The sequence below is a fragment of the Pseudomonas bharatica CSV86 genome (assembly GCF_000319305.2).
In the GTDB taxonomy this organism is placed as follows: Bacteria; Pseudomonadota; Gammaproteobacteria; order Pseudomonadales; family Pseudomonadaceae; genus Aquipseudomonas; species Aquipseudomonas bharatica.
Window position 1 is genome coordinate 1,514,544 of sequence record NZ_AMWJ02000002.1, and the last position, 21,944, is coordinate 1,536,487.

The 21,944-nt window shown below is 64.5% G+C and carries 12 protein-coding genes and 5 pseudogenes; 7 read left to right on the plus strand and 10 right to left on the minus strand.

Features of this window, described 5'->3' with window-relative positions:
* The first annotated feature begins 16 nt into the window (after positions 1–16).
* Positions 17–1,213, plus strand: coding sequence for an aminotransferase class V-fold PLP-dependent enzyme (locus tag CSV86_RS20825; protein ID WP_009404421.1), 1,197 nt, complete (start codon positions 17–19; stop codon positions 1,211–1,213).
* Positions 1,214–1,855: 642 nt separating this feature from the next.
* On the opposite strand, the gene CSV86_RS20830 is transcribed toward CSV86_RS20825, so the two are convergent.
* Genes CSV86_RS20830 through ptsP form a run of 3 tightly spaced genes read right to left on the minus strand, consistent with a single transcriptional unit; the run spans position 1,856 to position 7,385 of the window.
* Entirely contained in the window at positions 1,856–3,580 is a 1,725-nt protein-coding gene (locus CSV86_RS20830; protein WP_009404423.1) for a PTS fructose-like transporter subunit IIB, read from the minus strand.
* Positions 3,577–4,533 carry a 1-phosphofructokinase gene (pfkB, locus tag CSV86_RS20835; protein WP_009404425.1) on the minus strand — a complete coding sequence of 319 codons (957 nt, stop codon included), beginning with the start codon at positions 4,531–4,533 and terminating at the stop codon, positions 3,577–3,579. The genes CSV86_RS20830 and pfkB overlap by 4 nt, the downstream gene beginning before the upstream one ends.
* 2 nt (positions 4,534–4,535) lie before the next feature.
* On the minus strand, positions 4,536–7,385 hold the full coding sequence (gene ptsP / locus CSV86_RS20840; RefSeq protein ID WP_009404427.1) for a phosphoenolpyruvate--protein phosphotransferase: 2,850 nt from the start codon (positions 7,383–7,385) through the stop codon (positions 4,536–4,538).
* Between the two features lie 290 nt (positions 7,386–7,675).
* Here ptsP and cra point away from each other — a divergent pair, with 290 nt between their 5' ends.
* Positions 7,676–8,671 (plus strand): catabolite repressor/activator, encoded by a 996-nt coding sequence (cra, locus tag CSV86_RS20845; protein ID WP_009404429.1) that lies wholly within the window; start codon positions 7,676–7,678, stop codon positions 8,669–8,671.
* A gap of 1 nt (position 8,672) precedes the next feature.
* The gene (locus CSV86_RS20850; RefSeq protein ID WP_009404431.1) at positions 8,673–9,452 is read left to right on the plus strand and encodes a TatD family hydrolase; all 780 of its coding nucleotides are present in this window, start codon (positions 8,673–8,675) and stop codon (positions 9,450–9,452) included.
* A gap of 92 nt (positions 9,453–9,544) precedes the next feature.
* Here CSV86_RS20850 and CSV86_RS33505 read toward each other — a convergent pair.
* The 5 genes and pseudogenes from CSV86_RS33505 to CSV86_RS20870 all read right to left on the minus strand — a co-directional run bounded on the left by CSV86_RS33505 (position 9,545) and on the right by CSV86_RS20870 (position 15,415).
* Positions 9,545–10,419 (minus strand): annotated as a pseudogene (locus CSV86_RS33505) (methyl-accepting chemotaxis protein).
* A 27-nt stretch (positions 10,420–10,446) separates the two neighbouring features.
* Positions 10,447–11,754: pseudogene (locus tag CSV86_RS33510) on the minus strand (methyl-accepting chemotaxis protein); the annotation flags it as partial.
* On the minus strand, positions 11,736–12,569 hold the full coding sequence (ampE, locus tag CSV86_RS20860; protein ID WP_009404434.1) for a regulatory signaling modulator protein AmpE: 834 nt from the start codon (positions 12,567–12,569) through the stop codon (positions 11,736–11,738). The gene ampE and the pseudogene CSV86_RS33510, both read right to left, overlap by 19 nt.
* Before the next feature lie 3 nt (positions 12,570–12,572).
* A pseudogene (gene ampD, locus CSV86_RS20865) lies at positions 12,573–13,144 on the minus strand (1,6-anhydro-N-acetylmuramyl-L-alanine amidase AmpD).
* Between the two features lie 79 nt (positions 13,145–13,223).
* Positions 13,224–15,415 (minus strand): annotated as a pseudogene (locus tag CSV86_RS20870) (DUF1631 domain-containing protein).
* A 257-nt stretch (positions 15,416–15,672) separates the two neighbouring features.
* On the opposite strand from CSV86_RS20870, the pseudogene nadC reads away from it, so the two are divergent.
* Both nadC and CSV86_RS20880 read left to right on the plus strand, forming a co-directional pair.
* Positions 15,673–16,520 (plus strand): annotated as a pseudogene (gene nadC, locus CSV86_RS20875) (carboxylating nicotinate-nucleotide diphosphorylase).
* 414 nt (positions 16,521–16,934) lie between these two features.
* Positions 16,935–18,329 carry an amino acid permease gene (locus CSV86_RS20880; protein ID WP_009405810.1) on the plus strand — a complete coding sequence of 465 codons (1,395 nt, stop codon included), beginning with the start codon at positions 16,935–16,937 and terminating at the stop codon, positions 18,327–18,329.
* Positions 18,330–18,392: 63 nt separating this feature from the next.
* On the opposite strand, the gene trxB is transcribed toward CSV86_RS20880, so the two are convergent.
* Together trxB and CSV86_RS20890 are read right to left on the minus strand one after the other, a co-directional pair.
* Positions 18,393–19,355, minus strand: a complete 963-nt coding sequence (trxB, locus tag CSV86_RS20885) for a thioredoxin-disulfide reductase (RefSeq protein ID WP_009405812.1) — start codon at positions 19,353–19,355, stop codon at positions 18,393–18,395.
* A 119-nt stretch (positions 19,356–19,474) separates the two neighbouring features.
* On the minus strand, positions 19,475–20,074 hold the full coding sequence (locus CSV86_RS20890) for a peroxiredoxin (RefSeq protein ID WP_009405814.1): 600 nt from the start codon (positions 20,072–20,074) through the stop codon (positions 19,475–19,477).
* Between the two features lie 258 nt (positions 20,075–20,332).
* Here CSV86_RS20890 and cysZ point away from each other — a divergent pair, with 258 nt between their 5' ends.
* Positions 20,333–21,100, plus strand: coding sequence for a sulfate transporter CysZ (cysZ, locus tag CSV86_RS20895; RefSeq protein ID WP_009405816.1), 768 nt, complete (start codon positions 20,333–20,335; stop codon positions 21,098–21,100).
* A gap of 233 nt (positions 21,101–21,333) precedes the next feature.
* On the plus strand, positions 21,334–21,942 hold the full coding sequence (locus CSV86_RS20900) for a DUF4019 domain-containing protein (protein ID WP_080604807.1): 609 nt from the start codon (positions 21,334–21,336) through the stop codon (positions 21,940–21,942).
* Positions 21,943–21,944: the final 2 nt, after the last annotated feature.

Below are 21,944 nucleotides of genomic sequence, written 5' to 3' on the forward strand. Positions count from 1 at the left end.
TCAAGCGAGAACATCCATGTCAGAACTGCCGTCATCCGAGTCCTCCCTGCTGGCCCGCGATGAGGGCTACTGGCGCGATATCGCCGCCAGGTACGACGTCGAACCCGGCCCGATCAACCTGGAATACGGCTATTTCGGACGCATGACCCGCACCGTCAGCCAGGCCTACCAGGGCCATATCGAAACCATCAACCGCTGCAACTCGGTGCCGGTGCGCCAGCATTTCGAGCAGATCGGCAGCCTGCATAGCCGCGATGCGGTGGCCGGGTTGCTTGGGGTTGCGCCGCGCAGCGTTGCCATCACCCAGAGTGCGTCGGCCTCGGTGCAGGCGATCATTCGCAACTACAACCGCCTGCAGCCGGGTGATGAACTGCTGGTCACCGACCTGGACTACGACAGCGTGCAAAACGCCATGGGCTGGCTGGCCCGCCAGCGCGGATTGAAGCTGATCACCCTGGCACTGCCGCATCCGGCCACCTTCGACAACATCCTTGAAAGCTACCGCGACACCTTCGTGCGCAACCCGCGTATCCGCCTGATGGCCCTGACCCACGTCAGCCACCGCACCGGGCTGGTGATGCCACTCGAAGCCATCGCCCGGTTGGCGCGCGAACATGACGTGGAGATCATCCTCGACGGCGCCCACGCCCTCGGCCAGATGGAATTCGACCTGGAACGACTGGGCATCGGCCTGGCCGGATTCAACCTGCAGAAATGGATCGGCGCACCGCTGAGCCTGGGCGTGCTCTATATCGCCCCGGACCGGATCGACGCAGTGGATGCGGACATGGGCGAGCTGCGTTATCCACAGGACGACATCCGTTCCCGGGTGCCCTACGGCACGCCGAACGTACCGGCCTGGCTGACCTTGCCGACGGTGATCGCCGAGCACGAGGCCATGGGCGGGTCGCTGGTGAAGGGCGCCCGGCTGAACTACCTGCGCGACCTATGGGTGAAGCCGGCACGGGAGATCGACGGGGTCGAGGTGCTGACGCCGGATGATCCGCGGTTGTATTGCGGGATCACCTCGTTGCGCTTTACCCGGCATCACGACCAGGTAGCAATGGCGCAGCGGCTGCTGCGGGAGTTCAACCTGTTCACCGTGGCGCGGGAGGGCTCGGCGTGCGGGCCCTGCATCCGGATTACACCGGGGTTCGTGACGACACCGGAAGAGGTTGGGTCGTTGGTGAGGGCTTTGGAGAAACTGGCCTGATTGTATGGCCTTGCAGGGCCTCATCGCCGGCAACGCCGGCTCCCACAGGTTCGCGTCGGACACAGATTTTGTGACTGGCTCAGTACCCTGTGGGAGCGGTCTTGCCGGCGATGGCGTCAGGCCGGCAACCTCTTCGTCAATGCCGGCCCCATCGCTGGCAAGCCAGCTCCCACAGGGTTCGCGTCGGACACAGATTTTGTGACTGATTCAGGACCTGTGGGAGCCGGTCTTGCCAGCGATGGCGTCAGGCCGGGCAACCTCTTCGCCTGCGCCGACCCCATCGCTGGCAAGCCAGCTCCCAAAGCGTTCGCGTCGGACACAGATTTTGTGACTGATTCAGGACCTGTGGGAGCCGGTCTTGCCGGCGATGGCGTCAGGCCGGGCAACCTCTTCGCCTGCGCCGACCCCATCGCTGGCAAGCCAGCTCCCAAAGCGTTCGCGTCGGACACAGATTTTGTGACTGATTCAGGACCTGTGGGAGCCGGTCTTGCCGGCGATGGCGTCAGGCCGGGCAACCTCTTCGCCTGCGCCGGCCTCATCGCTGGCAAGCCAGCTCCCACAGCGTTCGCGTCGGACACAGATTTTGTGACTGGCTCAGTACCCTGTGGGAGCCGGTCTTGCCGGCGATGAGGCCCGCAAGCCTTACCCCTTCACCGGCTGCACCGCCAGCTCCACCACCTCGTTCTTCTTGATCAGCGCATACACCACGCCGGTCACCAGGCTGCCCGCCAGAATCGTCAGCAGATACAGCACGGCGTGGTTGATCGCGTTGGGAATGAGCATGACGAACAGCCCGCCATGCGGCGCCATCAGCTTGCAGCCGAAGTACATCGACAGCGCCCCGGTCAGCGCGCCGCCGGCAATGCTGGCGGGGATCACCCGCAGCGGGTCCTTGGCGGCAAAGGGAATCGCGCCTTCGGAGATAAAGCACATCCCCAGCACCAGCGCCGCCTTGCCGGCCTCCCGTTCGCTCTGGGCGAACTTGCGCCGGGCCAGGAGGCTGGCGATCCCGAGGCCGATCGGCGGCACCATGCCCGCCGCCATGGTCGCCGCCATCGGCGCATAGCTCTGCGAAGCCAGCAGCCCTACCGAGAAGGCGTAGGCCGCCTTGTTCACCGGCCCGCCGAGGTCGACGCACATCATCGCGCCAAGGACGATGCCCAGCAGAATGGCATTGGTGGTGCCCATGCTGTCGAGGAACCCGGTCAGCCCGGCCAGCAGCCCGGCCACCGGCTTGCCTACCACGTAGATCATCACCAGCCCGGTGAACAGGCTGGCGAACAGCGGGATCAGCAGGATCGGCTTCAAGGCTTCCAGACTGCTCGGCAGCCTAAGCCAGCGGCTGATGGCTCGGGCGCTGTAGCCGGCCAGGAAGCCGGCGATGATGCCACCGATGAAACCTGCGCCCAGGGAGCTGGCGAGCAAGCCGCCGATCATGCCCGGGGCCAGCCCCGGACGGTCGGCGATGGACCAGGCGATATAGCCCGCCAGCAACGGCACCATCAGCTTGAATGCCGCCTCGCCGCCGATCTGCATCAGCGCCGCGGGCAAGGTGCCCGGCTCCTTGAAGGCCTCGATGCCGAAAACGAACGACAGGGCGATCAGCAGGCCGCCCGCCACCACCATCGGCAGCATGAAGGACACACCGGTCAGCAGGTGTTTGTAGACGCCTGCCTTCTCGCTGCGCGCCTCGGTTTTCTGCGCCGCGCCCGGACTTTCTTCGCGGGCTTCGGCCAGCGCCCTGGTCAGGGTCGCTTTCGCCTGCTTCAGCGCCACGCCGGTACCGCAGCGGTAGATGCGCTTGCCGGCGAAACGCTCGGTCGGTACCTCGATATCCGCCGCCAGCAGCACCACATCGGCTTCGGCGATGGCCGCCGCGCTCAAGGGGTTGCGCGCGCCCACCGAGCCCTGGGTTTCCACGCTCAGTTGCAGGCCCATCTGCTGCGCCGCCTGTTGCAGCGCTTCGGCGGCCATGAAGGTGTGGGCGACGCCGGTCGGGCAGGCGGTCACGGCAACGATACGGCTTGCCGAAGGCGCCGCGCCGCTTTCACCTGGCTGATGAACGATCGCCTGCGACGCCGCCGCCCTCAGAAAGTTATCCACATCCTCCAGCGCCTGGGCCGGAGTGCTCTGGAACAGGCGCTTGCCGGCGAAGCGCTGCAAGTCCAGCGCGGCACTGGAAACCACCAGCACCCAGTCGGCATCGGCGATGGCCGCCGGCGACAGCTGTCGCTCCGGGCGGGCCGGGTCGTGGATTTCCACGCAGGTGCTCCAGCCCAGGCGTTGGGCGGCGGCGTCCAGCAAGCGGGCGCTGACCACGCTGGACACCTGGCCATTGGGGCAGGCGGTGATGATCGCGAGTTTCATTGGTCACCCTCTTGTTCTGTGCCGGGGGTCTGGATGCGAACCTGCGCTTCGAAACGCGCCAGTTGCGCACGATCGTTGATGCCGAAACCGATCTGGCTGACCGCCTGGGCGGCGATGGCGGTGGCGCGACGCAGGGTCTGCTGCGGCGCTTCGCTGGCCAACAGGCCGTGAAGCATGCCGGCCAGCAGCGAATCACCGGCACCGACGGTACTGGCGACCACCACTTCCGGTGGCACGCCTTGCAGTACGCCGCCAGCACTGAACCAGTTGACCCCCTGCTCGCCCTGCGACACCACCACATGCTCGATACCCTGATCGAGCAGGCGTTGGGCGGCATCACGCTGGCGGGGGAAATCCACCAACGCCTGGCCGACCGCCTCGCCCAGCTCCTCGGTGTTCGGCTTGATCAACCAGGGCGTGGCGCGCAATCCGGCGTCGAGGGCGGCGCCGCTGCTGTCGAAGGCGACCCTCAGGCCCATGCCCTTGAGGCGCAGCAACAGCTGCTCCAGCCATTCGGGGCTGATGCCCCGCGGCAAGCTGCCGGCCACCACCACCGCGTCATGTCCGGGGGCCAACTGGTCGAGACGCTGCAACAGCGCCTGTTGCGCCGCCTCGTCCACCTCGGGACCCGGGCCGTTGATATCGGTGACCTGCCCGCCCGCCTCGACCAGCTTGATATTGCTGCGGGTCTCGCCGGGCACACGGATGAAGCCATCGACGAAGCCGCGCTGGCGTATCAGCGCCTCGAACGGGCCGAGGTTATCCCTCCCGAGAAAACCGCTGACGCTCAACTGATGGCCCAGATCGGCGAGGACCTGGGCCACGTTCAGGCCCTTGCCGGCGGCATGGCTGTGCTGCGTCGATGCGCGGTTGACCGCGCCGGTACGCAGGGCATCCAGGCTGACGGTCACGTCCAGCGCCGGATTAAGGGTCAAAGCGAGAATCCTGGCCATCGTTACTTCTCCACCAGTGCCCGCACGTCGGCGGCACTGCCCAGGGCCAGCGCCTGTCGCGCCAGCCCGCGGGCCTGTTCAATACCCAGCGCACGCACCTGCGCCTTGACTTCGGCAATGCTGCGCGCCGCCACGCTCAATTCGTCCACGTCCAGTCCCAGCAACAGCGGCACCGCCTGGGGGTCGGCCGCCAGCTCGCCACAAACGCCGACCCACTTGCCATGGGCATGGGCGGCGCGCACCGTCATGTCGATCAGGTTCAGCACCGCCGGGTGCAGGCCGTCGGCCTGGGCCGAGAGGCTCGGGTGCCCGCGGTCGATCGCCAGGGTGTATTGGGTCAGGTCGTTGGTGCCGATGCTGAAGAAATCCACTTCTGCCGCCAGCACCGGGGCCAGCAGGGCCGCCGAGGGCACCTCGATCATGATGCCGACCTGCAGATCGCTGACCGGAATCTGCGCCAGCAGCCGATCGACCATGCGCCGGGCCTCACGCCATTCCTCCAGCTGGCCGACCATCGGGAACATGATCCGCAACGGGCGATCACCGGCAGCACGAAGCAAGGCCCGCAACTGGCTTTCCATGACCTGCGGGCGCTGCAGGGTAAGACGGATGCCGCGCACGCCGAGGAACGGGTTTTCTTCCTTGGCGATCGGCCAATAAGGCAAGGGTTTGTCACCGCCGACATCGAGGGTGCGGACCACCAGCGGGCGCCCGGCCAGGCCATCGAGGACGCGGCGGTACTCGGCCTCCTGGGCGGCCTCGTCGGGCAGTTGCGGATGGGCCATGAAGATCAGTTCGGTACGCAGCAGGCCGACGCCCTCGGCGCCCTGCTCGACCACCGCGTCGATACCGGCGCTTTCACCGATGTTGGCGAAGACCTCGACGGCATGGCCATCCTGGGTGACTGCCGGCTCGAAGCGGCGCGCATGAGCCGCACGCAGGGCCTTTTCGCGCCGGTCGCGTTCGGCCAGGGCCTTTTCCAGTTGTTCGGTGGCCGGATCGACGGTGGCACGACCGCGCTGGCCGTCGAGCAACAAAGCGGTACCGGGCGCGATCAGCAACACCGCGTCGCCAGCGCCAACCACCGCCGGGATGCCCAAGGCCCGGGCAACGATCGCGCTATGGGCGGTGGCGCCACCACGGGCAGTGAGGATCCCGGCGACCCGCGACGGATCGAGACGGGCCACATCCGACGGCCCGACCTCGGCCATCACCAGCACGTAAGGCTGTTTCGGTTCAGGGGTTTCGCTGATGCCACACAGTTGCATCAGCACCCGCCGCCCGACATCGCGCAGGTCTGCCGCGCGCTCGGCAAGCAAGGCATCCTGCAACGACTCCTGCTGGCGCGCCGCCGTATCGATCACTGCCAGCCACGCCGCCGGTGCGCTTTCACCCTGGCGCAGGCGCAACCCGACCTCCTCGGCCAGGCCGGGGTCGGCAAGCATTTCCTGGTGGGTGACGAAGATCTCGCGGATGGCGCTGACCTCGCTGCGCCGGATCAGTGCTTCGATATCGTTGCGCACCTGCAGCAGCGCGGCTTCCAGACGCTGCAGTTCGTGGCCTGGCGATTCGCCGCGCAAGGGATAGTCGAAGTGCTGCTGCAATTGCACATGGGCGGGCCCGGCGGCGATACCGGGAGCAGCAGCGACGCCCTGTATGGTCGATCCGGCAACGGGCGCGGCCAAGGTCGTTGCCACCGGCTCCGATGGCAAGGGCGCCAGTGCTGCCAGCGGCTCGACCTCCTCGCCCAGCCCGCCCTCCACCGCCGCCAGCAGCGCCGGCAAGGCATCGGCAATGGCCGGCTCGACACTGAACTCCAGCACTTGCCCGCGCCGAGCGCCGAGGCCCAGCAGTTTGCTCAGGCTCTTGGCGGAAACCGGCGAACCGACGCCGTCGACCAGGCGCACGCGCACTTCGCCGGGAAATTCCTTCGCCAGTTGCGCCAGCACTTTCGCCGGGCGTGCATGCAGGCCATGGGGGTTGGCCAGGGTGATCCGCGCACTGGGCCAGTCGCCCGGAACTTCCCCGCCAAGCAGAGCCAGCACCGCGCGGACATCGCTGGCGCGCAGCAGGTCCTGGGCGCGTCCTTCGATCAATAGCGAACACAGGCGATCCAGCAACGGCGCCTGCGCCTCGCCATGCGCGGCAAGGCAGAACAGGCCGGCGAGCGGTCGATCGAGGTGGCGCAGCGGTTGCTGTGGCGTAACGAACGCCAGGGCGGGCTGGCGCACCGCCTGGTCACTGGCGACCAGCCACAGGCCATGGCCCAGCGGCAGCGGCTCGGCCCGGTGCAGATGGGTGATGAAACCGCTCTCCACACAATCGGCCCGGCGCAGCAGGCGCGCGCCCTGCCAGAGCAGGTCATCGAAGTCGTCGGCGGCCACACCCAGGCCAATGCTGCGCTCGTCCAGCAATAGCTCGCGCGGGGCGCCTTGCAGCAGTTGCAGCACGGCCTCGGCACTGTCGGCCTGGCTCAGGGCGACGGACAGATCGCCTTCGCCGAGCGCGCGGGTCAGTTGCTGGAGCAGGCGCAGGTGCTCGTCGGAGCGAGCGGCGATGGCAATCGCCAGGTGGACGATCTGCCCGTCGCCCCAATCGACCCCGGCGGGAAACTGCATCAGGCATACGCCGGTGGCGAACACCTGGTCGCGGGTCTGGGGCGTACCGTGGGGGATGGCGATACCTTGGCCGAGATAGGTCGAGCCCTGCTGCTCGCGGGCCTGCAAGCCCGCCAAGTAGCCCTCGGCCACCAGGCCGTCCTCGACCAGCCGGGCGGCCAGCAGGTCCAGCGCGGCGGACTTGTCCACAGCCTCTTGACCCATGGCAATCTGCGCCGTGGTGAATTGCAGCATCGTCCTCTCCTTTTGCAACGCCGGGGCGGCGCCGAGGTATTGTTGTGGGTACACAATCATAGGGCCAGTACTGTTCAGACCCATCGACAAGCGTCAGGTGCGGCAGCGAAATCGCTTGCTGAAACGATTAATCTTGAAATGACGAGCACGTTACTCGATAACCTGCGAACAAAGAAGCCCCTTGCTGTCCGACAATTGCGACAATGGTCGTCTGCGCCGGCAGCACAGGATCGGCGACAATGACCGGTCAGGCTTCGCAGCCCGCCCCGGCATATAACAAGGAAAATCTGGTGAAACTCAGCGATATAGCCCGTCTGGCCGGTGTCTCCGTGACCACCGCCAGCTACGTCATCAACGGCAAGGCCGAGCAGCAACGCATCAGCAATGCGACCGTCGAGCGTGTCCGCGCGGTAGTCGAAGCCCACGGCTTTACCCCCAATCCGCAGGCTGCCGGCCTGCGCAGCCGGCACACGAAAACCCTCGGTTTCATTCTTCCCGACCTGGAAAACCCCAGCTACGCCTGCATCGCCAAGCGTCTCGAGCAGGGCGCACGGGCGCGCGGCTACCAGTTGCTGATCGCCAGCAGCGATGACCAGCCGGACAGCGAGCGCCAGTTGCAGCAACTGTTCCGCGCCCGCCGCTGCGATGCGCTGTTCGTTGCCAGTTGCCTGCCGCCGAGCGATGACAGCTATCGCGAACTGCAAGCCAAGGGCCTGCCGATCATCGCTCTGGACCGTAGCATGGATCCGCGGGTGTTCTGCTCGGTGGTCAGCGACGACCAGCCGGCCAGCCTGGAGTTGACCCGCAGCCTGCTGGACCTGCAGCCGGCCAATATCGCCCTGATCGGCGCCCGTGCCGAACTGAGCGTGAGCCAGGCCCGCGCCAGCGGTTTCGACCAGGCGCTGCATGCGTTCGACGGCAAGGTCAGCCAGTACCAGGGCGATGCCTTTAGCCGCGAATGCGGCCGCCAGTTGATGAGCCAGTTGCTGGCCGAGCAGGGCCGCTTGCCGGATGCCCTGGTGACCACCTCCTATGTGCTGCTGCAAGGCGTGTTCGACGTGCTCTCGACCCGCCCGGCGGATTCCCGCGCCCTGCACCTGGGCACGTTCGGCGACACCCAGTTGCTCGATTTCCTGCCCTTGCCGGTCAACGCCATGGCGCAGCAGCACGGCCTGATCGCCCAGACCGCATTGGAACTTGCCCTAGCCGCCGTGGAACAAAAGCACTACCAGCCCGGTATCCACGCCGTGGCGCGAACTTTCAAGCAGCGGATCTTCAAGGGCTGACATGCGCCTGATCGACACCCACACCCACCTCGACTTCCCCGACTTCGACGCCGACCGCCGCGAACTGCTGGCGGCGGCGCGGGCTAGCGGGGTCGAGAAGATGGTGGTGCTGGGGGTGTACGAGGGCAACTGGCAACGGCTGTGGGACCTGGTCAAGGCCGAGCCCTCGCTGTATGCAGCGTTCGGCTTGCATCCGGTGTATCTCGACGATCATCGGCCGGAGCATCTGCTCGCGCTGGGTGACTGGCTTACCCGGTTACGCGGTGATCCGCAGCTATGCGCCGTGGGTGAGTTCGGCCTGGATTATTACCTTGAGGAACTGGACCGTGAGCGGCAGCAGGCGCTGTTCGAGGCGCAATTGCAACTGGCGGTGGATTTCGATCTACCGGCGCTGCTGCATGTACGGCGCAGCCATGCGGCGGTGATTGCCACGCTCAAGCGCTTCAAGCTCAAGCGCGGCGGAATCATCCATGCCTTTGCCGGGAGCTATGAAGAAGCGCGGGAGTACATCAAGCTGGGCTTCTGTCTTGGCCTGGGCGGCGCCGCGACCTGGCCCCAGGCGCTGCGGCTGCACAAGGTGCTACCGCGCTTGCCGCTGGACGCGGTGGTACTGGAGACCGATGCCCCGGACATGGCGCCGGCGATGTATCCGGGTGTGAGGAACAGCCCGCTGCATCTGCCGGAGATTGCCGGGGCGCTGGCCGGGATCATGGGGGTCGAGGTTGGGGTGTTGGCGCAGGCCAGTAGCCGCAATGCCTGCGGGATTTTTGGTTGGCATTGATGGCCTCATCGCTGGCAAGCCAGCTCCCACAGGTATTGCGGTGCACGCGGTCCCTGTGGGAGCTGGCTTGCCAGCGATGAGGTCCTCACGGTTTAGACCCTGAATGCCCCGATCAACTGCTTCAACTCCATCACCTGGCTGCTCAACTGGCGGCTGGCATCCTCGGTCTGGTGGGCGCCCTGGGTGGTGTGCTCGGCCGCACGGTTGATCTGCACGATGTTCTGGTCGATGTCATGGGCCACCGCCGTCTGCTGCTCCACCGCTGCGGCGATCTGCTGGTTCTGGTCGACGATGCTGCCGATCGCGCCAAGGATATTCTCCAGCGCCTGCTGCACCTGCTGCGACTGGCTCACCGTACCCGAAGCCATCTGGTGACTGCTATCCATAGCCCGCACCGCCGCTCCGACACCGTTCTGCAGGCGCGAGATCATTTCGTCGATCTCGCCTGTGGATTGCTGGGTGCGCTTGGCCAGGGTCCGCACTTCATCCGCCACCACGGCGAAGCCACGCCCTGCTCGCCCGCCCGCGCCGCTTCGATGGCGGCGTTGAGGGCCAGCAGGTTGGTCTGCTCGGCAATGCTCTTGATCACCTCCAGCACCCGGCTGATGGCCTGGCTGTCACTGACCAATTGGTTGATCACCGCTACCGACTGGTCGATCTCCCGGGCCAGCCCGGCAATGCTGCCCTGCTGCGATTCCACGAGGCTGCGACCGGTCACGGTTTCCTGGTTGACGCTATGGGCGCTGCTCACCGCCGCCGCCGCGCTGCGCGCCACTTCCTGGGCGGTCGCCGACATCTGGTTCATGGCGGTCGCGACCTGTTCGATCTGCCCGCGCTGGCCGCTGACCGCCTGGTTGCTGCGTGACGACACCTCATGGACCTGCTCGGCCTGGCGCTCGACTTCGCCAACGGTGTGGCCGACCTTTTCGATCAGGTCGTGGATGCGCTTGACCGTGCCGTTGAACATCTGCCCCAGTTCGCCCAGCTCATCACGGCTCTGCACGGCGTAGCTGACGGTCATGTCCCCTGCCGCCACCTTGTCCATCACCGCGCCGAGGCTGTCGAGGGTGTTGCGGGTGGAGGCGTAGAAGCCGCTGTAGAGATAGACCACCAGCAGGAACACCGTGGCCAGCGCCACCACCAGCAGGATCATATGGCTGCGATAGTCGCCCAGGCGGCTTTGCAACTGCTGGTCGAGGAAGCCGACCGTGGCCTCGTTCAGCTCGTAGGTACGGGCCACCAGGTCGGTGGTGCGCTGGTAGAAGTCAGTCCAGGGCGCATCCAGGGTTTCCGCCACCACCACCTGGCTTTCGAACAACTCCGAGGCCTGTTTCAGCGACGCCTGGCTGGCAGCAGCCTGGGCGCCAAGACGGGCTTCGGCCTGGCGGTCTGCGGCGAGCGCCTCGCCGACTTTCATGGCGTAGTCGGCGGAGAGTTTTTCCAGTTGCAGCAGCAGGTCTTCGAAGCGGGTGCTGGCGGTGGAGTTGATAAAGCCCTGGGCCAGGGAATAGGAGCCCATGGCGCGGCCTTCGCCGAGGGTCCGGGTCACCTGCGGCGTTACCGTGATCAACAATTCGGTCAACTGGCGCACCGCACCATCGATGTCCTGGCCAAGCCCGGACTGGCTGGCGACCAGGCGAGGCAGGTTTTGTGCCGGGGTCTGCAACTTGTCGAACAGCGCGACCTGGGCCGGTAGCGAGGACTCGTTCAGGGCGGTACGCAGGGCGTCGAGCAGTTCATCACGCTTGTCGGCGAAGGCCTTGACCAGCGCTTCGTCGCTGTGCACCGGTTGCAGGGCAGTGAGCCTGGCCTGCACCTGCTGGCCGAGGCTGGCGATCCGCGCCTCGATATCCTCGGCCTTGCCCGACTGGCCGACCACGGCATTGATCTGCACCAGATTGCCAAGCGTCTCCAAATCACCGCGCACACCCAGGGTGCCACGCAGCAGGTCAAGGCTCTGCAATTCGTCGCGGGTGGCATTGAATTTGGCGTAGGAATCGCGGACCAGATAGAAGTTGGTCACCAGCATGGGCAGGAAGAACAGCACGCTGATCAGGCTGAACTTCATGCCGAAGCTCAGGCGGTTCATCAGTGCAATGGCCGGACGCAACAGGCTCTTCACTGGTCGTCTCCTTCGATTTCTTATTGTTCTTGGCGCGATGGCAGTTAGCCAGCGACGGCATTCCTGCATCCTGTATAGCGCATATCGAAGAAAGGCTTTGTAACTTAAGGTAAATGACCAGGTAGTCAGTTTTGGGGACCGCTTTGCGGTCCCCGATACTCTCATCCCAACACCGTCCATAGGGCAAAGAACGCATACCAGAGCACCGCCGACCTCAGCAGCAGCTCCCAGATCTTGTCCAGCCCCGCCAGCCCTGCCTCGCCCGCAGGCGCCGTGGCCGGCAATTCTGCCGCCGCATGCCCGGCGATGCTGATCAACCGCGGCGCGGCGACATGCCAGTTGAGCAGTTCATGCAGCATCACCCGGCTCACCGCAACGAAGTTGCCGACCAGGGCGAAGCTCGCCGCCAGTACCCGTACCGGCGCCCAGTCGAAGGCATGGCGCAGTTGCCGGGCGCGCTCCTGCACCGCCGGACTGGCGGCATGCTCGGCAGCCAGCGCCAGCAGGCGATAGGCCAGGGCCGCCGCCGGCCCCAGCAGGACATACCAGAAGATCACCACGAAGAAGCTCTGGCAGGCGTCCCATAGCAAGTGGCCCTGGACCTTGTGCAACAAGCTCTGCTCGTCATCGGCAATCACCTTCAGGTCGCGTTCGGCCACATGCACTGCCGCCTGCTCGTCGCCGCGCCGCCAGGCATCGCGGAACGGCCCGAGCGCCGCTTTCACATCGCCGCGTCCCAGGCTGTAGACAAGCACCAGCAGATGCACCGGCAAGGCCAGCAAGCCATAGGCTACCGGGTCCAGCACATGCAGGAGCAAGGCCACCAGCAGCACCGGGCACAGCACCAGGAACGCCAGCACCCACCAGGGCCGGACCTTGCCGGTACGCTCCAGGCGCGCCAGTTCGGCCAGGAAGAAACCGTCACGCTGCACGCGGGCGCGCAGGCCCGAGAATTTCTCGACCCACAGCATCAGCAGCAAAACCAGGAACGTCATCGATCAATTCTCCTTGCCATATAGCGGGGCTCGCAGGCTGGCACGCAAGCGCTCCCAGTCGAAGGCCGGGCCCGGGTCGGTCTTGCGCCCCGGGGCGATATCGCTATGACCGCAGATCCGTTCGCCATCGAGCGCCGGCCAGGCCGCGCGCAGTTGCCGGGCCAGGCACTCCAGCGCCACATATTGGGCATCGCTGTAGGGCAGATCGTCGGTGCCCTCCAGTTCGATGCCGATGGAAAAATCGTTGCAGCCCTCACGCTCGCCAAAGCGCGAGACCCCGGCATGCCAGGCACGGTCGAGGCAGGAAACGAACTGGGTGACCCCACCGTCGCGCTCGATCAGAAAGTGAGCCGACACGCGCAGGTCCTTGATGGTCTCGAAAAAGGGATGTTCGGCGGGGTCGAGGCGGTTCTGGAAGAAGGCCTGGACCTTGCCGGCCGCGAATTGCCCGGGTGGCAGGCTGATGTTGTGGATCACCAGCAGGGCAATGGCCTCGCCATCGGGGCGGGCATTGAAGTTGGGGAAGGGCAATGGGTAACGCCAGCGAACCAGCCTGTAGTGCGATCCAGCTGCATAGAAAGTCCGTAAACACGAGGGCACCCGCGCAGTATGCCCCGAGCCGAGCAGCCCTGTATCGTTAAAAAGTGTGAGGCTTCACTGGCGCTCGCGCCGCAGTTGGCCGACCACCGACTCCAGGGCACGGTCGAACAGCAGGCTGGCGTCGAGCAGCCTTGCATCACCTCGCTGCAACGCCGCCGCCAGGCCCATGCCAGTCCATTCGCGAACCTTCATGCCGCTGCGATTGACGAACACATAGCGATCGCTGTCATCGAACAGGCCGATCAACTTGCAGCGCAGGGTTTGCCCATCCTCCTGCAGCTCGATCCAGGCTCCGGGTTGCAAGGCACGAACCCGCAACAGCTGCGGATCGTCCGCAGCCAGCAGCGCCTGGCTATCGCAAGGCGCTCCATGCTCCGGGTCCTGGAGGATGATTTCGTCGCGCACCAGTACCCGCTCGGTGCCCGCCTGCGCCTCGCCCTGGCGGCCCGAGGGATCGAACGCGCCGATATGCAGCAACTCCAGGGCAGCGAAGAATTCGCTGGTGGCAAATGGATCGAACACCACACCGCCCAGGCCATCGCGCAGCGCCTTGAGCAGGCCTGGCACACGCACCAGCAGTTGTTGGCGATCTTCCGGCAGTTCCAGCGGCCCGACGCTCCATAGCAGCTCGTCCAAGGTCTGCAGCGCCTCGCGCCATGGCGAGGAGTCTTCGCCATGCTTGAGCCAGGCCAGCAGCAACACCTGGCTCCAGGCTTCCTCCAGCATCCTTACCACGATGCGCGGCAGGTTCTTGCCCTGCAGCCGCCGGTTGAGCTCGTGCTGCACCCGCCCTCGACCTTGCTCGGTGCGGGCGCGCCCCTCTTCGGCATCGCGGGTACGTTGCTCCAGCAGTTCGGTACGGCGCCGTTCGTCGTTGATGAAGGTGAGGAAATCCTCGAGGAGTTCGGTGAAAATCGCCGGATCGTCAGCGAAGTCGTCGAGCAGCCGCTGCACCATCCGCTCCACGTGCTGGTAAAGACTGTCGCGCTGAGGGTCGCCACGCTTGTCCCAGCCCATGGCGGCGGCAGCCACTTCATTGAGCAAGCGCCGCGCCGGGTGGGTGGCGCGGCTGAACAAGCGCTTGTCGAGCAAGGCCGCCTTGAGCATGGGGATCTGCAGGCGGCCGATCAGGATCCGCAAGGAGTGCGGCAGGTTGCGGTCGCGAAGAATGAAGTCGAAGAGCATGGCGATCAGGTTGATCACGTCCTCGTCGCCGGCGTCCAGACGGCGCCCTTGGCCGCTCTGCACGCTGAGCCGGGTCAAGAGTTGCTCCAGGTGGTGACGCAGGTCGAAGTCCTCGTGCTCAAGTTCCGCCGGCACGTAGCGTTGCAGGTGGGTCAGCAACCGCAGCAGGTCGCGGCTGCTGATCGGGCGCACCGGACCGCCTCCCAGGCGCGGGGCCAGACGCCCGCGTACCGGACGCAACAGTGACTGCAACGAGGAAAACAGCGCCTGGGTCGCGGCATCGGTTTGCTCAGCGTCCGGGCTGTCCGCCACTTCATTGGCCGGAGCCCGGGTTTCCACGCGGATATGGTCCTGGGCGCGGCGGCGCGGCGGCGCCTGCAGCTCGGGAAGAACGCCGCTATCGGCCAGCGCCTGGTTGGCCTCGTCATAAAGCTGGTCGGCTTCGCGCAGCACATAGCGCTCGAACAGCTTGAGCAGGACCAGCTTGACCTTGATGCCCACGCCAAGGCTGCGCCCGGCATGCAGGAAATACTCGCAGAGCAGGGTCGGGCCCAGCGGATTGCTGCGATCGTCGAGGGCTGTTGCAGCAGGCTGTTGAGACGTCGGGTCAGTTGCCCGAGGGCAAGACCATCGCGATTCATCACCCGGGCGACCATGCCATCCACCGCCACGGCGCGTTCCAGTTCATCGCCGACAATCAGGCCGAGCGTACCAGGCAGCGCCGCTCGCGCCGGCAGGGCGGCCAACGGGTCACCATGGCCGGCTTCCATGAACGCGGCATAGAAGCTGTCGAGAAAACCGCGCTCGATGCTCTTGCGCTTGTGCCGCAGGTCGCGCATGGCCTCGAACAGCAGGTTGCGCTCCTTGCTTGCGGTGGCCTTGTCGGCCATTTCGAAGAGCGTGTCGTCGGCATTGTCGAACAGCACTTGAAGGGACTGGCGCAACTGCAATGCCGCCCGGTCGCGAACATGCAGCAGGGCGACCGGCAGACGGGCGACAGGCGCGGGCACTGCCTGGCTGGCGAGGCTGCGAAAGGGCACAACCTTCCCGTCTTTGTGCATCCCGGTCTCCTTGTTGGGGGCTGTTTCGCGATCGTCAAAAGCATGACGTCAAATATAGGTCGCGCATTATCTTGAAATTAATTTCCGTTTGCCAGAGGGACAACGCGCGGAACTCCAGCCCCGGGTAGACCATCGTGGCAGGAAAAACGCTCAACTTTCCCGACCAAAGGCAACTGCCGGACGCAATGCCCACCGGCTGCTGCGCGCACGCCCCGGCCTGCCCTATAATCCCGGCCACTTTGCTTGTGGAGCTCGTCATGCCGAACCTACGCCTCGCCGATCTGACCGCCGAAATCGAAGCCAACGTGCGCCGTGCGTTGCTCGAAGATGTCGGCAGCGGCGATATCACCGCGCAACTGATCCCTGCCGAACGCCTGGCCAAGGCCACCATCATTACCCGCGAGGACTGCGTGATCGCCGGTACGGCCTGGGTCGATGCGGTGTTCCGCCAGCTCGATCCGCGGGTGGCAGTGCATTGGCAGGTGCAGGACGGCCAGCGTGCGGTGGCCAACCAGGCGCTGTTCCACCTGGAAGGTCCGGCCCGCTCGCTGCTGACCGGCGAGCGCAGTGCGCTGAATTTCCTGCAGATGCTGTCGGGTGTGGCCACCCATGCCCGGGCCCTGGCCGACAAGGTCGCCGATACCCGGGTACAACTGCTCGATACACGCAAGACCCTCCCCGGCCTGCGCCTGGCGCAGAAGTACGCGGTCACCTGCGGTGGTTGCCATAACCACCGCATCGGCCTGTTCGATGCCTTCCTGATCAAGGAAAACCACATCGCCGCCTGTGGCGGCATCGCCGAAGCCATCGGTGCCGCGCGGCGCATCGCCCCGGCAAGCCAGTGGAAGTCGAGGTGGAAAGCCTGGACGAGCTGCAACAGGCCCTGAACGGCGGCGCCGACATCATCATGCTCGACGAGCTGAGCCTGGATGAAATGCGCGAAGCGGTGCGCATCACCGCCGGTCGCGCCAGGCTGGAGGCCAGCGGCGGGATCAACGACAGCACCCTGCGGGTGATTGCCGAGACCGGGGTGGACTACATCTCGATCGGCGCGATGACCAAGGATGTAAAGGCGGTGGACCTGTCGATGCGCCTGAGCCTCTGACACACTCCAGACCGCCACGCACCCCCTGTGGGAGCTGCGGTGTTCTTTGGATCAACGACTCAACGCCTCGAACCCCGCCCTGGTACACCAGGCGCCGATCCTCCCACAGCTTCAGCGGCGGGCGCGATCCCTGTGGGAGCTGGCTTGCCAGCGATGAGGCCGGCCCGGGCAATGGTGTTGTCAGGTCGGGCCCTAATCGCTGGCAAGCCAGCTCCCACAGGGTTTTCCGTACGTCCGTTCCATGTCGCAATCGGAAAGCCCCAAGCCGCAACCGGGTCAATTTGCACGCCTTGCCTCGCGGTAAGGTAGCTGCGCCGGACCGCTACCGGCTCATAACAATACGCGTAGAGGCACGCCCTTGAGCGTCGCTGCCTTGTCTCTGCCCCGATAATCCTCATCCAACAAGAGCAGAGTATGTCGAGCCCGAACGACTCCCACGGTGGACAACTGTCCGCCGGCTTCAAGCCCCGCCACGTCACCATGCTGTCCATCGCCGGGATCATCGGCGCCGGATTGTTCGTCGGCTCCGGCCATGCCATCGCCGCAGCCGGCCCCGCAGTCATCCTCGCTTACCTGGCCGCCGGCACCCTGGTGGTGCTGGTCATGCGCATGCTCGGCGAAATGGCCGTGGCCAACCCGGACACCGGCTCGTTTTCCACCTATGCCGAGAAGGCCATCGGTGGCTGGGCCGGTTTCACCATCGGCTGGCTGTACTGGTGGTTCTGGGTGCTGGTGGTGCCCATCGAGGCGCTTGCCGCCGGTTACATCCTCAACCAGTGGTTTCCCGGTATCGATAGCTGGATCTACGCCCTGGCCTCGGTGCTGCTGCTGAGCATTACCAACCTGTTCGGCGTGGCCAAGTACGGCGAGTTCGAGTTCTGGTTCGCCCTGCTCAAGGTCACCGCGATCATCCTGTTCATCGGCTTCGGCGCTGCCGCGCTGACCGGCTGGGTGCCCAACCATGAAGGCGCCGGGCTGTTCAACGTGATGAAGGAGCACGGCGGTTTCGCCCCCAACGGCATGACCGCCGTGGTCGGCGCGTTCATTACCATCATGTTCAGCTTCATCGGCACCGAGTCGGTGACCATCGCAGCCGCCGAATCCGGCGAACCGTCGCGCAACATCGCCAAGGCCACGCGCTCGGTGATCTGGCGTATCGGTGTGTTCTACCTGCTGTCGATCATGGTGGTGATTTCCGTGGTGCCGTGGAGCGATCCGCAACTGGCGACGGTCGGTTCGTACCAGCGCGCCCTGGAACTGCTGGACGTGCCCTATGCCAAGCTGATCGTCGACCTGGTGGTGCTGGTGGCGGTGACCAGTTGCATGAACTCGTCGATCTATATCGCCTCGCGCATGCTCTACTCCCTGGCCCGCCGCAAGGACGCGCCGGCTGCGGCGGCGCGCACCTCGCGCAATGGCGTGCCACGCACGGCGGTACTGGTGACCGCGGCGGTGGGTGCCTTCATTGCCGCCCTCAACCACTTCGCCCCGGCCAGCCTGTTCGATTTCCTGCTGTCCAGTTCGGGGGCGATCGCCCTGCTGGTGTACCTGGCAATCGCCATTTCACAGTTGCGCATGCGCCGCCTGCACGGCGATGCGCTGGTCCTGAAGATGTGGCTGTTCCCCTGGCTGACCTACGGCGTGATCCTGTTCATTTCGGCAGCGCTGGCCGTACTGGTGGTGACGCCTGAACATCGCGCCGAAGCAACCAGTACCCTGATGCTGGCGATGGGTGTGTCGCTGGTGGGGATCATCGTCTGCCGCAAGCGCGGCAAGGAAACGGAGGCGGGGCTGGAGCGGGTGTATTGACGGCACCCGGACATGAAAAAGCCGCGAAGGAGCCTCAGGCCCTTCGCGGCTTTTTTGCGTCGATCAGAACGAAGCGTTCTGCAGACCGTCCAGGTAGCGCTCGACATCCAGCGCGGCCATGCAACCGGCACCGGCCGAGGTGATCGCCTGGCGGTACACGTGGTCAGCCACGTCGCCTGCGGCGAACACGCCTTCGATGTTGGTCGCGGTGGCGTTGCCTTCACGGCCGCCGGCAACCACCATGTAGCCATCCTTCAATTCGAGCTGGCCTTCGAACAGCGAGGTGTTCGGGGTGTGGCCGATGGCGATGAACACGCCGTCCACCTTGATTTCGTCGAAGCTGCCGTCGTTGTTCTTCAGGCGCGCGCCGGTGACGCCCATGTTGTCGCCCAGGACTTCGTCCAGGGTGGCATTGAGCTTGAGTTCGATCTTGCCTTCGGCAACCCGGGCATGCAGCTTGTCGATCAGGATCTTCTCGGCGCGGAAGGTTTCGCGACGGTGGATCAGGGTCACCTTGCTGGCGATGTTGGCCAGGTACAGCGCTTCTTCCACGGCAGTGTTGCCGCCACCGACCACGGCTACCGGCTTGTTGCGATAGAAGAAGCCGTCGCAGGTTGCGCAGGCGGAAACGCCCTTGCCCATGAACGCCTCTTCCGATGGCAGGCCCAGGTAGCGGGCGCTGGCGCCGGTGGCGATGATCAGCGCGTCACAGGTGTAGGTACCGCTGTCGCCCTTGAGGGTGAACGGTTTTTGCTGCAGGGCCACTTCGTTGATGTGGTCGAAGACGATTTCGGTCTCGAACCGCTCGGCGTGTTCCTGCATGCGCTGCATCAGCGCCGGGCCGGTCAGGCCGTGGGGGTCGCCCGGCCAGTTGTCGACCTCGGTGGTGGTGGTCAGCTGGCCGCCAGCCTGCATGCCGGTGATCAGCAGCGGCTTGAGGTTGGCCCGCGCCGCGTAGACCGCAGCACTGTAGCCGGCAGGGCCGGAGCCCAGGATGATGACGCGGGAATGACGTACTTCGGACATGACACGCTCCTGTCGGGCCGGCGCTGAATGACTGCCAACCCCGAAGAATAAAAAAGAACCTGCCGAGCCTTGGGGAAGACCTATCGCGACAGGTTCTGAAAACCGTTGCGGCGAAGGCCTTACAGGCTCTTGGCGTTTTCCGCCAGGTAATCGGCGACACCCTGGGCGTCAGCCTTCATGCCTTTCTGGCCAGGACGCCAGCCGGCGGGGCAGACTTCGCCATGTTGCTCGGTAAATTGCAAGGCTTCGACCAGACGGATCATTTCGTCCACTTCGCGACCCAGTGGCAGGTTGTTCACCACTTGGTGCTGTACCACGCCTTGCTGGTCGATCAGGAACGATGCACGCAGGGCCACGCCATCATCGTGCTCGACGCCGTAGGCGCGGGTGATCTCGTGCTTGACGTCGGCGACCATGGTGAACTCGACCGCACCGATGCCACCCTTCTCTACCGGCGTGCTGCGCCAGGCATGGTGGGTGAACTGCGAGTCGATGGACACGCCGACCACTTCAACGCCCAGCTCGCGGAAACGCGCCATGCGATTGTTGTGGGCGATGATTTCCGAAGGGCAGACGAAGGTGAAGTCCAGCGGCCAGAAGAACAGCACGACGTATTTGCCGCGCAGGGACGAGAGCTTGAAGCTATCGACGATAGAACCGTCGCCCAGCACCGCTGCGGCGTCGAAATCAGGGGCTTGCTTGTTGACCAGAATGCTCATGGGAACTCCTTGAGAACCGTGGATTCGAAGGCGTTGAAAAAGAATGTGCGCACTGTAGCGAGGGCCCAGAGATTAAGGAAATATCCTTAAACAATCCACCTTATAGACTTGCTCTATACACGCCCTCGGAGCACGTCTCTTTGGCTATGACCTATCCTTCCGAGGAATTGTTACACCCGGTTTCCTGGCCATCGGTCAGCTTTCGTCGGGTGGCCAAACTCGGTAAGGTCGGCGCGTTTTCCATCCCCGGAGCCCTTTATGCAAGCCCCCGTTCTGTCCGGCCCGCAATACCTGCGCGAGGGCCTGAAACTGGTCCTGAGCCCCGGCCTGCGCCTGTTCGTGCTGCTGCCGCTGGCAATCAACCTGCTGCTCTTCACTGGCCTTGTCTACCTGGCCGGGCATCAGTTCGCCCTATGGGTCGATGCGCTGATGCCTACCCTGCCCGACTGGCTGGGTTTCCTCACCTACATCCTCTGGCCGCTGTTCGTGATACTGGTGGTGCTGATGGTGTTCTTCACCTTCACCCTGCTGGCGAACATCATCGCCGCACCGTTCAACGGCTTCCTGGCGGAAAAGGTCGAGGTGGTGGTACGCGGCAAGGATGACTTCCCGCCCTTCAGCTGGGGCGAGCTGGTGGCCATGGTGCCACGCACCTTCGGCCGTGAGATGCGCAAGCTCGGCTACTTCGTGCCGCGGGCCCTGGGCCTGTTCATCCTGTCGTTCATCCCGGTGGTGAACATCATCGCCGCGCCGCTGTGGCTGCTGTTCGGCATCTGGATGATGGCGATCCAATACATCGACTACCCGGCGGACAACAATAAGATGAGCTGGCAGGACATGCTCGCCTGGCTGCGCGCCAAGCGCTGGCAGAGCCTGAGCTTTGGCGGGATCACCTACCTGGCGCTGCTGGTGCCGTTCGTGAACATCCTGATGATGCCGGCGGCGGTGGCCGGTGCGACGCTGTTCTGGGTACGCGAGCGCGACCAGAATGCTGCCAGCGACCGAGGTACATCAATCCACAGCTAACCACACTCAGGTGCTTTGTCTGCCACCTCCTTCAGCAGCCGAAGCACCTATCCTATTTCCCCCCCTTTAGTGAACTGGCTCGCGCCCGCTGGCAAGCCAGCAAACAAAGCTGGCCAAATGCTAGCCACCTGAAAAATTAACGCTAATCTTCAGATATCCGTCGGCGAATCCGGCCGGTCACGGATGAAATCTTCGAAGCTCGCAATTCTTTGACAGGATGCGTGGAGGCTGGAATGGACTCATCCATATTATCCGTGGCGGGCGGAATTGCAGGGGTTGCCGGCCTGGCCATTGGCGCGCTCGTAATAATTTTTCGAGAAGTGATCAGAAAGAAGATTTTTCCAGGGCTCAACAGAGTTCAGGCTTACAAAATCATTCGTTTGATTATTTGCCTAACATTCTTGACATCAGTTTCGGGAATCGGTGCTTGGGTATATACCAAATCCCCCACGGATGACCCTCTGGTTCCATTTCCAACCGAAAACCCGCAAGTAGCCATAAGCAGCTACCTTGGATTTATAGACAGCGGTCGATACCAGGTAGCTTGGGACAGTCTTTCGGAAGAGGCCAAAAAACAACTCCGGTTTCCCATGTTTGAGAGCACTTATGAGGCAGAAAGGAGACCGTTAGGCCAGGTACTCACGAGGCGACCATCGGCCGTTGCGCCAACACGCCAATTGCCAAACAACTTAAAAGGCGCCTTCACGACTGTCACCTACAAAACAAGGTTCGAGAATAACCTTGATTTTTTAGAGTTCGTAACCACAACGGCAGAGCATGATCAATGGAAAGTTCTCTATCACAACATAGTTCCCTGCCCCCCTTTAATGTGTGCTCCCTAGAG